Origin of the sequence: Cellulomonas cellasea (genome assembly GCF_030372105.1) — a bacterium.
GTDB lineage: Bacteria > Actinomycetota > Actinomycetes > Actinomycetales > Cellulomonadaceae > Cellulomonas_A > Cellulomonas_A cellasea_A.
Genome location: NZ_JAUDBQ010000017.1, coordinates 12,633 through 26,660, shown reverse-complemented (window position 1 = coordinate 26,660; position 14,028 = coordinate 12,633). Strand labels below are relative to the sequence as shown.

The 14,028-nt window shown below is 75.8% G+C and carries 10 protein-coding genes; 4 read left to right on the top strand and 6 right to left on the bottom strand.

The window, feature by feature from the left end:
* Nucleotides 1-325 precede the first annotated feature (325 nt).
* Both QUV83_RS15015 and QUV83_RS15010 read left to right on the top strand, forming a co-directional pair.
* Nucleotides 326-484 (top strand): DUF5679 domain-containing protein, encoded by a 159-nt coding sequence (locus tag QUV83_RS15015; RefSeq protein ID WP_108723739.1) that lies wholly within the window; start codon nucleotides 326-328, stop codon nucleotides 482-484.
* A 187-nt stretch (nucleotides 485-671) separates the two neighbouring features.
* Nucleotides 672-1,778, top strand: coding sequence for a ThiF family adenylyltransferase (locus QUV83_RS15010; protein ID WP_289565733.1), 1,107 nt, complete (start codon nucleotides 672-674; stop codon nucleotides 1,776-1,778).
* A 41-nt stretch (nucleotides 1,779-1,819) separates the two neighbouring features.
* Here QUV83_RS15010 and QUV83_RS15005 read toward each other — a convergent pair whose 3' ends face one another.
* From QUV83_RS15005 to QUV83_RS14995, 3 genes are all read right to left on the bottom strand, one after another.
* A complete protein-coding gene (locus tag QUV83_RS15005) occupies nucleotides 1,820-2,173 on the bottom strand; it encodes a WhiB family transcriptional regulator (protein WP_289565732.1) in 354 nt (117 codons plus the stop codon).
* 143 nt (nucleotides 2,174-2,316) lie between these two features.
* Nucleotides 2,317-2,559 carry a hypothetical protein gene (locus QUV83_RS15000; RefSeq protein WP_289565730.1) on the bottom strand — a complete coding sequence of 81 codons (243 nt, stop codon included), beginning with the start codon at nucleotides 2,557-2,559 and terminating at the stop codon, nucleotides 2,317-2,319.
* 177 nt (nucleotides 2,560-2,736) lie between these two features.
* Nucleotides 2,737-4,752 carry an ATP-dependent helicase gene (locus QUV83_RS14995; RefSeq protein ID WP_289565728.1) on the bottom strand — a complete coding sequence of 672 codons (2,016 nt, stop codon included), beginning with the start codon at nucleotides 4,750-4,752 and terminating at the stop codon, nucleotides 2,737-2,739.
* Nucleotides 4,753-4,919: 167 nt separating this feature from the next.
* On the opposite strand from QUV83_RS14995, the gene QUV83_RS14990 reads away from it, so the two are divergent.
* Nucleotides 4,920-5,180 carry a mycoredoxin gene (locus QUV83_RS14990; RefSeq protein ID WP_289565726.1) on the top strand — a complete coding sequence of 87 codons (261 nt, stop codon included), beginning with the start codon at nucleotides 4,920-4,922 and terminating at the stop codon, nucleotides 5,178-5,180.
* Nucleotides 5,181-5,207: 27 nt separating this feature from the next.
* Here the strand turns inward: QUV83_RS14990 and nudC are convergent, their stop codons facing one another.
* On the bottom strand, nucleotides 5,208-6,188 hold the full coding sequence (gene nudC / locus QUV83_RS14985; RefSeq protein WP_289565724.1) for an NAD(+) diphosphatase: 981 nt from the start codon (nucleotides 6,186-6,188) through the stop codon (nucleotides 5,208-5,210).
* A 126-nt stretch (nucleotides 6,189-6,314) separates the two neighbouring features.
* Here nudC and QUV83_RS14980 point away from each other — a divergent pair, with 126 nt between their 5' ends.
* Complete coding sequence (locus QUV83_RS14980) at nucleotides 6,315-7,253, top strand: macrolide 2'-phosphotransferase (protein ID WP_289565722.1); 939 nt, start codon at nucleotides 6,315-6,317, stop codon at nucleotides 7,251-7,253.
* Here the strand turns inward: QUV83_RS14980 and QUV83_RS14975 are convergent.
* Together QUV83_RS14975 and QUV83_RS14970 are read right to left on the bottom strand one after the other, a co-directional pair.
* On the bottom strand, nucleotides 7,246-10,767 hold the full coding sequence (locus QUV83_RS14975) for an ATP-dependent DNA helicase (protein ID WP_289565720.1): 3,522 nt from the start codon (nucleotides 10,765-10,767) through the stop codon (nucleotides 7,246-7,248). The genes QUV83_RS14980 and QUV83_RS14975 overlap by 8 nt on opposite strands.
* A complete protein-coding gene (locus QUV83_RS14970) occupies nucleotides 10,764-13,997 on the bottom strand; it encodes an ATP-dependent helicase (protein WP_289565718.1) in 3,234 nt (1,077 codons plus the stop codon). Before QUV83_RS14970 ends, QUV83_RS14975 begins: the two co-directional genes overlap by 4 nt.
* Nucleotides 13,998-14,028 lie beyond the last annotated feature (31 nt).

The following is a 14,028-nucleotide window of genomic DNA, read 5'->3' as shown; positions in this document are numbered from 1 at the left end:
AGGCCCGACATCGGGTGCGCGGCCGGCGCGGGGACGCACCTGCTCTGCGGGGTGCTCGCTGGACGGCTGCACGACCAGCACCGTAGCCGTTGCGACGCCCCGGGCGCCCTTACTCACCATGTTCTGCCCGTTGCGGGCACTGATAGGCGGTTCGTCACACTCCAGGTGGGCGATGCGCGCGGCGCGCCTCCGGGAACAGCCTTTCTGGGGCAACGTGACGGTTTACTGTGGCCCTGCTCGCGCCGAGGGTTCCCCCAAGTACCGGCCGGGCCGCCGGGCCTGCGCCTACCGCCACCGGTGACCAGACATCGCGAGGAGACCTGTCATGGCCGAGAAGTACACGGGCGAGTTCTACTGCGTGAAGTGCAAGGAGAAGCGCGAGACCGAGGGGGACGTCGTCGTCTCCGAGTCGGGCCGCAAGATGGCCAAGGGCATCTGCCCGGTGTGCGGCACCAAGCTGAACCGGATCCTCGGCAAGGCCTGAGCACCACCCCTGCGCCTTCACGGGGCGCCGTCCTTCGGGACGGCGCCCCGTTCGCGTCCGGGCCCGGGCGGCAGTCCCTGTGGATGACGGTTGCGGGGCCGTCCCCCATGCCAGGGTGGGCCCGGCCCGACGGCGGGCCCGGCGCGGGCCACGCCCGCCGGCAGGGGACGACATCTGAGGAGAGCGCATGCGGCTGCGTCCCGGACTGCGGGTGCTGCGCCGCGGCCCCTCCGAGGTGCAGGTGGGCGCCGACCCGCGTTGGGCGGTGCGGCTGGTGGACCTCCGCGCGGGCGAGGCAGACCTGCTCCTCGAGCTGGACCACGGCGGGGACCTGGACGTGTTGGCCCGCGAGGCGAGCCGGCACGGGGTCACCGCCGCGCGGGCGGGCGAGCTGGCGGCCGCGCTGCGATCCGCCCGAGTCGCCTGCGACGGCGCGCGCCGCAACGGTCCGCCGCTGCGCCCCGGGGCCGGCGCGGAGGTGGAAGCGTGGACGCTGCTGCGGGACGACGGCGACGGCGCGGCACAGGTGCGGGCTCGCGCGAACCGGTCGGTGGGCATCGTCGGCTTGGGGCGCACCGGGCTGGGCGCGGCCCTGACGCTCGCTGCCTCCGGGGTGGGGACGATCCTGCTCGACGACGACACCTGGGTGACGTCGCTGGACGTCGGCGCCTCCGGGTACCGGGTCGGCGACGTCGGCGGTCCCCGCTTGGCCGCCGCCGCCCGCGCGCTCCGCGACATCGCCCCCGAGGTCGAGGTGTCACTGCCGCCCGGGCACCGGCCGGACGTCATCCTGCATGTGGAGCGCGGCGCCGCCGATCCCGCGACAGGTGTGGCGCTCGTCGCGAGCGGCGCCGCCCACCTGTCGGTGGTGCTCCGCGAGGCGGACGCCTGCGTCGGGCCGTTCGTCGTGCCCGGCTCCGGCCCGTGCCTGCGCTGCCTGGACCTGCACCGCACCGACCTGGACGACGCCTGGCCCACAGTGGCCGCGCAACTCGTCACCGCGCCGCCGCTCGGCGCCACACCACGCCGAGGGACGCTGCCGACGGGCGAGCCCGGGGTGCTGGCCGGAGTCTGCGCCGCGCTCGCCGCCGCCGAGGTGCTGGCCCACCTCGATGGGCGGACACCGCGCACCCGTGGGACCACCATTGAGATCGCGATGCCCGATGTGCTGCCGCAGACTCGCAGATGGGAGGTGCACCCGCACTGCGGATGCACCTCCCTGCCCCCTGCGTCGCCCCCTGCGTCGCCCCCTGCGCCCGCCTCCGCGCGGAGCCCGGTGGCTGACCGCCACTGAGGGGGACAGGCCGGGCACTGCGCAGTGCGGGAGTCGTGGTGTCAGGCGGCCGGGGCCGCGTCCTTGCGCGGGCGCCCCCGGCCACGCTTGACCGCGACCACTGCCCCCGCGACGAAGACCTCCCCGCCCCAAACGCCCCACGGCTCCCCGCGCTCAAGGGCGCCGGCGAGACAGCCCTCGATGATCGGGCAGCCGCGGCACATGGCCTTGGCCTGCTCGACCTGGGCGGTCTGCTCGGCGAACCAGAGCTCGGGGTCGTTGGAGCGGCACGGGATGAGGCCCGCGACCATCTGGTCGAACTGCTGCTGGTCGTCGGCGGTGGTGGGCGCGGGTGCGAGGGGCCAAGGGCCGGATCCGCCCTGGTTCACCGTGTCGAGCAGCGTCGTGAGCCGCACGATGTCCTCCTGAAGTGTCGAGCTGGTGAGCGTGATGCGAGGTTCCGGAGCTTCCGGGACCTACGCCGCTCCCCTGTGACTTCAGGTGGAAAGACGAAGGCCGCGGTGTCCGAGTGAGGACTCCGCGGCCTGGATTCGGTCGGTCAGACCGTCAGGTGTGATGCGGAGTCGGGTGGGCCGCCGACAGCAGCCGCGAGAGCCCCAAGGCGGAGCCGAGCGCCACGGGCAGCAGGCGCCGGGAAGCCGCCTGCCGTCTTGCCGGCCGCCGGAATGACGGACGTCGTGGCGCCAAACACCGACCAGCCCTGGCGCATGCCGGAGATGGGCGCAGCGGGACGCGGCGTGTACGCGATCGTGCTGATCACGTTGCGCTTCTTGGTCTCCATCAGTGCACCCACCTCCTCTCAACTCGGGCCAGCGCCTCTTCGGCACGGCCCTCCTACAGGGACGACAGACAGGTTATGCGTCGCTCATCAAGCGGCACAACTCTTTTATTCGCGAATTCTTGGACGAGTTTCTCATCGCGGCTCCGCTGCCTCCGCCCGGCCGGGAGGAAGGCGTCCTCACCCGGGCGAATCACCCGCGACGATGGCCAGGAGCGTCGCCCCGAACCTGTCGATCTTCGCTGGCCCGATGCCATTGACCCGTGCGAGCTCGGCCACCGTCGACGGCCGTTGGGCGGCGATGCCCATCAGCGCGGCCTCGTTCAGCACCGTGTACGTGGGCTTCGAGGTCTCCGTGGCGACCTGCGCGCGCCACTCCATCAGCCGGGACAGCAGCTCGGGGTCGACGTCGGCGGGGACGGCCGTGCCGCGCGAGGGCCGGCCCGTCCGCGTCGCAGGCCGGTCGTCCTGCGGCCACAGCCCGTCCAGGAATCGGGTGCGCCGACGGGACGCGCGCCCGCCGGGGTTCCGGGCACGGGCATAGGACAGCTCGAGGTGCTCGCGGGCCCGGGTGATGCCGACGTACAGCAGGCGGCGCTCCTCGGCGATCGCGGCGTCCGTCTCCGCGAGCGAGATCGGCATGAGCCCCTCGCTCATGCCCGCGAGGAACACCGCGTCCCACTCCAACCCCTTGGCGGCGTGCAACGAGGCCAGGGTGACGCCCTCGACGGTGGGCGCGTGCTGCGTCGCCGCGCGCTCGTCGAGCTCAGCGACGAGGTCGGGCAGCATCGCCTGCCGGCCCTCCCGCTCAGCGGTGGCCGCGAGGTCGTCCGCGAGCGCCACGAGCGCCTGCATCGCGTCCCACCGCTCGCGGGCGGCGCCGCGGGCCGCCGGTGGCTCAGGCGCCCAGCCGACGGCGAGCAGCACATCCCGCACGAGCTGCGGCATCGGCTCGTCGGCCCCGGCCGCGCGCCCCGCGCCGCGCAGCAGCAGGATCGCGTCCCGCACGTCGCGGCGGGCGAAGAACCTGTCGCCGCCGCGCACCAGGTAGCCGATGCCGGCGGACGCGAGCGCCTGCTCGAAGGGCTCCGACTGGGCGTTCGTGCGGTACAGCACAGCGATCTCGCTCGGGCGCGTGCCCGCGGCGATCAACCGTCCGATCCGGGCGGCGATCCCCGCGGCCTCGGCGTCGTCATCGTCGTACGCCGTGTACCCCACAGGCGGGCCCGCGGGGCGGTGCGCCACCAGCTCGAGCGGCGCGTGGACGCCCGACTGGCCGCGTGACGCCTTGGACAGGAGCCGGTTCGCGAGCCCGACGACCTGCGGCGTGGAGCGGTAGTCGCGCACGAGCCGCACGACCTGCGCCGTGGGCCGGGTGTGGGAGAACGTGAGCAGGTGGTGGGGCGTGGCGCCGGTGAACGAGTAGATGGTCTGGCTGGGGTCGCCCACGACGCAGATCTCCTGGCGCCCGCCCAGCCACTGGTCGAGCAGGAACTGCTGCAGCGGCGAGACGTCCTGGTACTCGTCGACCACGAAGTGCTTGTACTGGGCCCGGACCTCGGCGGCCACGTCGCCCCGGCTCTCCAACAGGGCGGCGAGCAGCAGCAGCACGTCCTCGAAGTCGATGACGCCACGCTCGGTCTTGACCTGCTCGTAGACGTCCAGCAGCCGCGCCACGGCCTGCCGGTCGAAGCCCGCCGGGGCCGGGCGGTCCAGCGCCGTCGCGGCGCGCACGTAGTCGTCCTGCGTGACGAGGGAGACCTTCGACCACTCGATCTCGGAGGCGAGGTCGCGCACGCCGATCCGGTCGACGGACAGGTTGAGGCGCTGCGCGGCCTCCGCCACCACCGGCGCCTTGTGCTCCAGGATGCGCGGCGGAGCCCCGCCGACGACCTTCGGCCAGAAGAACCCGAGCTGCCGCAGCGCCGCGGCGTGGAAGGTGCGGGCCTGCACCCCCGCCACGCCGAGCTCGCGCAGCCGCGTCCGCATCTCCCCCGCTGCCCGGGCCGTGAACGTGACGGCCAGCACCGACGTCGGCTTGTACACGCCGGTGCGCACGCCGTATGCGATGCGGTGGGTGATGGCGCGGGTCTTCCCGGTGCCCGCGCCCGCGAGCACGCACACGGGCCCGGTCAGGGCGAGGGCCACCTCACGCTGTTCGGGGTCGAGGGCTTCGAGGAGTTCATCAGCAGACATCGCTGCCGATTGTCTCAGCCCCCGCCGACGCTCCGGCCCGTGCCCACAGCCCCCGGCTCCGGGCGCGGGAAGAGAACGGGCAGCCCCGGGCGTTCATCTGCGGCAGGCTTGGCCGCGCCAAGCGGGCCGTCACCCGAGGCCGTCACCCGAGAGAGAGCAGAGGACGCATGAGCACGCAGACCCCCGACGCCGGGACGATCACCATGTACTCGACCACCTGGTGCGGGTACTGCCGGCGGCTCAAGTCGCAGCTCGACTCCGTCGGGATCGGCTACACGGAGGTCAACATCGAGGAGCACCCCGACGCCGCGGCGTTCGTCGAGCAGGCCAACGGCGGCAACCAGACGGTCCCGACGGTGCTGTTCCCCGACGGCACCTCGGCGACGAACCCGTCGCTGGCCGAGGTGCAGGCGCGGCTCAGCAACTGACGGCTCAGCAACTGAGGCACGTCGAGGTCACAGCGGCTCGGGCAGCTCCGAGCCGTACCACTCCTCGATCAGGGCGCGGGCGATCGAGGTGCGGCTCGGGAGCTGCACGGCGCCCGAGCGCACCGCGGCGCGCAGCTCCAGGCGGGCGAACCAGCGCGCCTCGGTGACCTCCAGGCCGTCCACGGTGATGTCCGTCGACAGCGCCGTGGCCCGGAACCCGAGCATGAGCGAGGCGGGGAACGGCCACGGCTGGCTGCCCCGGTACTCCACGGCGCCCACGACCACGCCCGTCTCCTCGCGGACCTCGCGGCGCACCGCGTGCTCGATCGACTCCCCCGGCTCGACGAAGCCGGCCAGCGTCGAGAACCGGTTCTCGGGCCACAGCGCCCCGTGGCCCAGCAGCAGCCGGTCCTGCTCGTCGACCACGGCCATGATCACCGCGGGGTCGGTGCGCGGGTAGTGCTCGCTGCCGTCCTCCACGCATCGGCGCACCCAGCCGCCGCTCTCCGACTGCGTGGGAGCCCCGCAGCGCGGGCAGCGGGGATGGCGCGAGTGCCACCCCTCGAGGGCGACGGCGGCGGTGGCCAGCCCCGCGTCGCGGGCCGACAACTCGACGCCCACATCGCGTAGCGGCGTCCAGCGGTCGCCGCGGAGCAGCACAGCGGTCTCGCGATCAGGGACCAGCCGGGCCAGGTAGGGCGTGGCCCCCTCTGGCCGGGTCTCATGCGGGGCGAGGCCCGGCAGGCCGTCGGCGTCGTCATACCCGAGGAACACCCAGCCCTCCGGCAGGCGGCCTCCCGGGGCCAGCAGCGCCGCCTCGCCGGCGCCGAACAACGTCAGCTCGGGCCGGCCGTCAGAGCCGGTGCGCGTCGCCACCGAGCCGGCGTGCACCAACAGCACGCGGGTGGCCGGATCGGTCAACAACGAGGCCATCAGACCGGGGCGCGACCTGACGTCGGCTGCCCGGTCAGTGCGGATCCGGGCCAGGGGGAGCTCGGCGGAATTCACCCCGTCACGGTACGCGGACCTCGCAGGAGGTTCACGACACGTCCACCGAGTCACCACATTCGGGACATCCCAGACACGCCAGTGGTCGTGCCAGCACCCGGCCGGGCCGCCGCCTAGGCTGAGCGGGTGCCACGCTCACCCCTTGCCCTCGCCGCCCTGGCAACGGTCGCAGTGCCCGGTCTCGACGCCTTCGACGCCCGCAGGGCCGCAGGCTCAGGCGGCGACTACGACTCCGCCATCGTCATCGACTCGACCCAGCGCCGCTGGGTCGTCCGCGCGCCCGTGCACCCCGCCGCGGGCGCCGCCCTCGAGGCGGAGGTGGAGCTGCTCGAAGGCCTCGCCGCCGAGGCCGACGCCGAGCGCCTGCCGTTCGACGTGCCGCGCACCACCGGGTTCGCGCACCTGCCCGAGGGTGGCAGGGCCGTCGTCTACCCCGAGGTGCCCGGCGTCCCCCTGCGCCTCGAGACGCTCGGTCCCGGCCCCGGGCTCGCGGCGTCGCTCGGGCGGGCCATCGCCGCCCTGCACGAGCTGCCGACGTCGCTCGTGGAGAACGCCGGCCTGCCCGTCTACGACGCCGAGGCGTACCGCCGCCGCCGCCAGTCAGAGGTCGACGAGGCTGCCCGCACCGGCAAGGTGCCGCCGACGCTGCTGCGCCGGTGGGAGGAGCGCCTCGAGGACGTGGCCCTGTGGCGCTTCCGGCCGACGATCGTGCACGGGGACCTCACCACCGAGCACGTGCTCACCGCCGGTGGCGCGGTGACCGGGATCCTCGACTGGAGCGACGCGAAGGTCGCCGACCCCGCCGACGACCTCTCCTGGCTGCTCGTCGCGGCCCCGCAGGAGGCGGTGGACTCGATCATGGAGGCCTACCAGCTGCGGCGCACCGAGCTCATCGACCCGCACCTGGCCGAGCGCGCGCTGCTCGCCGGGGAGCTGGCCCTCGCCCGCTGGCTGCTCTACGGCGTGCGGTCCGGCCAGGACGACGTGGTGGCCGACGCGGTGCAGATGCTCGTCGAGCTCGACGAGCACACCCAGGCCGCCGACGAGGCCGACGCCGTCACCTGACGTCCTGCCCGCTCGCCGCGACCGCCACCGGGGTCGGCGCCGGTCCCGGCGCGTCGGCGGCAGCGTCGCGGCGCGCGGCGGCGGCCTCGAGCAGAGCGGTGATCTCCGCCTCGTCGAGCAGCCGCTCGGGTCGCACCGTGCGGCCCGCGCCCACGTAGCAGAAGGCCGCGCTGACCCGGTCCAGCGGCGTGCCCTTCCAGCGCGACCACGCCAGCCGGTACACGGCCAGCTGCAGCTCCCGTGCGGCGGCGGCGAGCGGGTCGGTGGGCGGGGCGCCGGTCTTCCAGTCGACGACCACCACCGCGTCCTCCGCGTCGGGCCGCTCGGGGTCGCGGAACACGGCGTCCACGCGGGAGCGGAGCACGTACCCGGCGACCACCGTCTCGATGTCGACCTCCACCTCGAGCGGGGTGCGCTGCGCCCACTCGGTGGCGAGGAACGCCTCGCGCAGCGCGCGCTGGTCGGCGTCCACGGCCACGGAGTCGTCGTCGGCGCCGGGCAGGTCGTCCAGGTCGACAAGGCTCGACGCGCCGAACCAGCCCTCCACCCACGCGTGGAACGCGGTGCCCCGGCGGGCCTGCGGCGACGGCTCGAGCGGCACGGGCCGACGCAGCGCGCGTGCGAACTCCTGCGGGTCGGAGGCCAGGCGCACCACGGCGGACGCGGACAGGTGCGCGGGCAGCTCGACGTCCGTCGACGGCCGCGACGTGCGCTCGCGCTCGCGCAGCAGCAACTCGGCGGTGCGGTCCCAGCGGGTCCCGAGGTCGATCTTCACGCCGGCGCCAGCCTCCGTGGCAGCCGTCGCGGGGTCGACGGCGAGGCCGCCAGCGCGCATGCCTGCGGGGTCGGAGCCGCCAGCCGCCGGAGCCACGGGCGAGGCCGCCATCGCGGCGCGCACCGCGTCGGCGGCGGACTCCACAGCGGCCCGCCGGGACCCGGCATGGGCGCTGCCGCGCGTGAACGGGTCGGCGGGCCACACCGGCGGCTCCTCGCCGACCTCGCGCGGGCTCACGGCGCCGGCCTCGGGCTCGGCGGCCCAGTGGGCGTCCTCGACCAAGCCCGCCTCGGCGAGCTCGGTCAGGAAGAGCGACGGTGGCCGGGGGCGCTGCGCCTCGCCCCACCAGGCTCCGGTGAGCAGCAGCGCGGACCGCGCACGGGTGAGGGCCACATAGGCCAGGCGGCGCTCCTCGGCGACCTGGTGGTCACCGGAGGCCTGCTCGAACAGGCGTCGGCGCGACTCGAGGTCCTTCGGGTCGGCGGCGCCGGCGCAGTCCAGCGCCGGCAGGTCCGCGCGGTCGCCGCGCAACGGGTAGGGCAGCGTGCCCAGGCCGGTCAGCCACCCCGAGTCACGGGGGCCGTCCTTGCCCTGGGTCCGGATCGCGGGCAAGCCGCCGTCGACCATCCCGGCGACGGCCACCACATCCCACTCCAGGCCCTTGGCGGCGTGGATCGTGATGAGCTGCACGGCGTCGGGGTCGGGCTCGGCCACCGGCATGTCCAGGCCGCGCTCATGCGACTCCGCGGCGGCGAGCCAGGCGAGGAACGCGCCGAGGGTGGGGGTGTCGGCGCTGTCGGAGAACCGGACCGCGACGTCGCGGAACGCGTCCAGGTGCGCGCGCGCCCGCCCTGCGGACACCCCCGCCCGGGAGGCGACCTCGATGTCCAGGCCGAGCAGCCGCTCGGCCTCGCCCACGAGCTCCGGCAGGGAGAGGTAGGTGTGCGCGCGGAGCACCCGCAGCAGTTGGCCGAGCTCGACCAGCCGACCGCGGGCGGTGTCGGTGAGCGAGCGGCCGGAGGCGCTGCGCCAGCCCGGCGGTGGGAGCTGGTCGAGGGCGTCGACGATGCTCCGCTCGTCCACCACGTCGCCCTCGAGCACTGCCTGGTCGTCGGCCACAGGCCCGTGGCGGCGACCGAGGCCGGCGGCGAGCTCGGCGGACCACGCCGCCAGGGCGTGCAGGTCTGCGGCGCCGAGCCGGGTGCGGGCGCCGGTCAGCAGCCGCATCAGGGCGTCGCCGCGCGAGGGGTCGTGCGCGACCTGCAGCGCGGCGACGAGGTCGACCACCTCGGGGGCCGAGAGCAGCCCGCCGAGCCCCACGACCTCGACCGGCAGGCCCTCCTCGCGCAGCGCACGGCGCAGGGCCGTGAACTGCGAGCGCTTGCGGCACAGCACCGCGGCGGTCACCCGTGCCGTGCCGGGCCCGGCGGGCCGCCAGCGCTGGGCGAGGAACCGGGCGACGGTGGCTGCCTCCTCCTCGACGGTCGCCGCGACGTGGGCCAGCACCTGGCCGGGCCCGGCGCCGGGGCGGACCGCGAGCTGCGGGACCTCCACACGGGTGCTCGCCCTGCGCAGCGGGCTGGCCACATGGTTCGCCGCCGCGAGGATCGCCGTGTCGTTGCGCCATGACGTCGAGAGCTGGTGGACGTCGGCGGGCCGCCGCGAGACCACGCCGGCCTCGTGCTCGACGACCTCGACGACAGGGAACGTCTCGGGGAACCGCTCGAGGCCCCCGGCGCTGGCGCCCCGCCAGCCGTAGATCGACTGGTGCGGGTCGCCGACGGCCGTGACGGGGTGCCCGTCGCCGAACAACGCCGCCAGCAGGCTGAGCTGGGCGTAGGACGTGTCCTGGTACTCGTCGAGGAGCACCACCGCGAACCGGGCCCGCTCCCCCGCGCCCACCTCGGGCACGTCACGGGCCAGGCGCGCCGCCAGCGCCACCTGGTCGCCGAAGTCGAGCGCGTCGGCGGCGCGCTTTCGACGGCGGTAGTCCTCGACCAGGTCGAGTATCCGCACCCGCTGGCCCAGCGAGCCGAGCAGCGTCTGCACGGCGGCGTAGTGCGCGCGGGGCGGCTCGCCGGAGGGCGTCGCCTGGATCGCCTCGATGATGTCCTCGATGCCGGCCTGCGCCTGGGCGGGGGTCAGCAGGTGCTCGTCGAGGGCCCCGGACAGCGTGAGGACGGCCTCCACCACCGTGGAGACGGCGGCCTCGGTGTCGAGGTCCCCGGTCCAGGACTCCACCACCTCGGAGGCGAGCTGCCACTGGGCGGCCTCGCCGAGCAGCCGCGACGTGGGCTCGATGCCGAGCCGCATCGCATGGTCGGTGACCAGGGACGCGGCGTAGGAGTTGTACGTCGAGATGGTGGGTCGGGCCAGGTCGAGCAGCCCGGCGCCCTGCTCCGCGGCCGTCAGACCGGGCAGGGTGAGTCCGGCCTGGGCGGCGGCCCGGGCGAGGTGGCGCAGCCGGTGGCGGACCCGGTCGCCGAGCTCGCCGGCGGCCTTGCGGGTGAACGTCAGGCCCAGCACCTGCTCGGGCGCGACGACGCCGTTGGCGATCAGCCAGACGACGCGCCCGGCCATCGTCTCCGTCTTGCCGGAGCCCGCGCCGGCGACGACGAGCGAGGGGCGCAGCGGCGCCTCGATGACGGCCGTCTGCTCGTCCGTGGGCGCGGGCTTGCCGAGCAGCTCGGCGATGGCGGCGGCGGAGAGCCGGGGGTCTGCGGGTGGCACGGTGCTCATTCGACCACCTGCGCGCCCTCGTCCTGCGCGGGGCAGCTGCGGCGCACCGGGCACCGCGAGCACAGGTCGTTCGGAGACGCGGTGAACGTCGATCCGGCCATCTGCCCGGCCACGTCCTCGATGAGCGTGCGCGCCCAGGTGGACCCGTCGTCCTCGCGTTCGAGCGGCGGCTGCACACGCAGCGTGGGCCCCTTGCCGACGTCGGACACGAAGACGAGCTGCGCGCCTGCGCTGCGGGCCCCGGGCGGCAGCCCGTCGAAGGCGCCCTCGTCGACGGCGAGCTGGTACGCGCCGAGCTGCGCGTTCTCTGTGGCCTTGGCCACCGACGGCGCGCTGCGCCCCGTCTTGAGGTCGCTCACCCGCACCAGCGGCGGCTCGTCCGACGACCCGTCGGACGCGAGCTCGACCCGGTCCACGCTGCCGCGCACGACGGCGCGGTCCAGCTCGAGCTCGAACCTGCCCTCGACCAGCAGCGGCTCCCCGGAGGAGCGGACGTACTGCGCCAGTCGCCGCACCATGCCCTCGGCGCGGCGGCGCTGCACCATCGCGGGCCAGCCCTCGCCGAGGCCCAGCTCGGGCCAACGGCGGTCCAGCTCGGCGAGCAGCTCGTCGTGGGAGCCGTGCGGGTAGGTCTGCGCGATGGCGTGCACCAGGGTGCCGAGCGACTGCCCCGAGCTCTCGGCGGCCGTCCCGCCCGCCGCCTCGAGCGCCCACCGCAGCGCGCACGTCGACGCCGTCTCGACCTTGGACGGGGACACGGGCACCTTCTCGCCCTCCGCCCACAGCACGGCGTCGCTCGACGGCTCGGCCAGGCCATGCCACTGCGCGGGGTCCGCCCCCTCCACGCCCTCGCGCGCGAGCCGGGACAGGAGCGCGGCGGCGCCCGCGTCCGGCCTGCCGCCCACCGCGGTGGCCTCGAGGTGCGAGCGGAGCTGGGCGACGAGGCCGCGCAGGTCGAGCGGCGCCGGGCTCATCACCTTGCGCGGGTCCACATCGGCCTCACACGGCTCGATGAGCTCGACGAACGGCGACGGCTGCGTGTCCGCGTCGGCGACGGCCGTGACGAGCAGCGCCCGGCGTGCCCGGGACACGGACACGGCGAACGAGCGCAGCTCGTCGGCGAGCACCGCGGCACGGGCCCCCGCGCCGAGCTGCCCGGCGTCGGGCTCGCGCCCGGCGAGGATCTCCACGAGCGTCTGCGCCCCGAGCAGCGAGTCGCGCAGGCGCAGGTCGGGCCAGACGCCGTCCTGCACGCCGGCGACGACCACCACGTCCCACTCGCGCCCGGCGGCGCCCGCCGGGGTGAGCACCGCGACGGCGTCCCGGTGGGCGCGCGCGGCGATGGTGTCGGCGGGCAGGTCCTGGGACAGCACCCAGTCGACGAACGCGGCGGGCGGCGCTTGCGGCAGCCGGTCCACGAACGTCTCCGCGGCCCGGAACAGGGCGAGCACGGCGTCGAGGTCGCGGTCGGCGCGCGCGCTCCCGGGGCCGCCCGCGAGCGCGGACCGGCGCCACGTCTCGGACAGGCCCGTGGCGTGCCACAGCGCCCACAGCACGGTCTGCGGGTCGGCGGTCGGCGCGAGCGCTGCCGCCCGGCCCGCCGCGAGCACCTCGGCGAGCCGCAGCACCGGCCGCCGCACCGTGGTGGGCAAGGCGCTGGCGTGCGCGGGGTCGGCCAGCACCTCGGCGAGCAGCGCGTCGCTGCTGCGCCCGCCGCCGCCGTCGATCTCCTCGGCGCGCAGCGCGCGGCGGACCCGGCGCAGCCCCACGGCGTCGAGGCCGCCCAACGGGGAGCACAGCAGGCGCGCGGCGACCTCCGGGTCGAGTGGCGCCGCCGACCCGTCCGGGGCGGGCAGCACACAGCGCACCGCCTCGAGCAGCGGGCGCACCGCAGGCTCCTCGCGCAGCGGCACATCGCTGCCCAGCACCGCCACCGGGACCGCCGCGCCCGCGAGCGCGCGTCGCAGCGCGGTGACCTGCGCCCCCGACCGCGCGATCACGGCCATGCGCTCCCACGCGATGCCGTGCTCGAGGTGCGCGCTGCGCAGCGCGTGCGCGACGTACGCCGACTCCTGGGCCGCGCTCGGCAGCAGGGCGACGCGCGCCGTCCCCGGCTCGACGCCCTCCACGGCGGCGGCGCGCCGATGGGCGACGGCGCCGAGCGCCCCCACCCGCGAGGCCACGTCGGAGGCGGCCTGCCGCAGTCGCGCGCCGTGGCGCCACACCGTGCCCAGGACGAGCCGGCGCGCCCCGAACTCGCCCAACCCGCCGCCGTCGGCCTCGGCCCGGGCGACCAGCGCGGGGCTCGCGCCGCGGAAGCCCTGCACGGCGACGTCGGGGTCGGCGAGCAGCAGCAGCCGGGCGCCGTCGTCGGCGAGCACGCGCAGCAGCCGCGCCGTCGCCGCGGTGCTCTCCTGGTGGTCGTCCACGACGACCACCCGCCACCGCGGGCGCGGGGCGGCGGCGACCTCCTCGTCCCAAGCGAGCAGAGCCTCGGCGGCCTCGTCGACCACCACCGCCGGGTCGTGGCGGGCGCCCATGTCCGGTGTGCCGGCCCGCAGCAGCGTGACGTCGAGGTACTCCTGGTACAGGCCAGCAGCGGCGGCCCACGCGGGACGGTCGTGCCGGGCGCCCAGCTCGGCCAGGTCGACGGGGGTCAGGCCACGCTCGGCGGCCCGCATCAGCAGGTCGCGCAGCTCGTCGCGGAACGCCCGCAGGCCCAGCGCCTCGGCCGGGACCGCCGCAGGCCACTCCAGGCGGGCGCCCTCCCCCTCGGCGTGGCCGGCGAGCAGCTCGGCGAGCAGCAGGTCCTGCTCGGGGCCGGAGATCAGGGTGGGAGGCGGGTCGCCGAGCAGCGCGGCCCGGGCGCGCAGCACCGCGAACGCCGCGGCGGGGGCGGTCCGCACCATCGCCTGGCCGGAGGTGAGCCGCAGTCGAGCCGAGAGCCGGTCCCGCAGCTCGGCGGCGGCGCGGCGGCTCGCGGCGAGCACCAGCACGTCCTCGGGGGCGAGGCCGCCGGCCGCCATCGCTGCCACCACCGCCTCGACCGCCGCTGTCGTCTTGCCCGTCCCGGGCGCCCCGAGCACGAGCAGCGCAGGGTCCTGTCCAGCGGCGACGGAGTCGACCACGGCCTGCTGGTCGGCGTCGAGCCGGGGGCCCGCCGACGCCTCGGCCTCGGCGAGCACCGGCCGCACGAGCCGCAGCACGGTGGAGGCGGGACGGGGGTTCACCGGGCGATCACATCACGAGCCGCTGACACCC

Coding starts and splice junctions, on each gene's coding strand:
- QUV83_RS14995 (WP_289565728.1), bottom strand. CDS start 4,752: ATGTCTGCTGATGAACTCCTCGAAGCCCTCGACCCCGAACAGCGTGAG.
- QUV83_RS15015 (WP_108723739.1), top strand. CDS start 326: ATGGCCGAGAAGTACACGGGCGAGTTCTACTGCGTGAAGTGCAAGGAG.
- QUV83_RS14975 (WP_289565720.1), bottom strand. CDS start 10,767: ATGAGCACCGTGCCACCCGCAGACCCCCGGCTCTCCGCCGCCGCCATC.
- QUV83_RS15010 (WP_289565733.1), top strand. CDS start 672: ATGCGGCTGCGTCCCGGACTGCGGGTGCTGCGCCGCGGCCCCTCCGAG.
- QUV83_RS14990 (WP_289565726.1), top strand. CDS start 4,920: ATGAGCACGCAGACCCCCGACGCCGGGACGATCACCATGTACTCGACC.
- QUV83_RS15000 (WP_289565730.1), bottom strand. CDS start 2,559: ATGGAGACCAAGAAGCGCAACGTGATCAGCACGATCGCGTACACGCCG.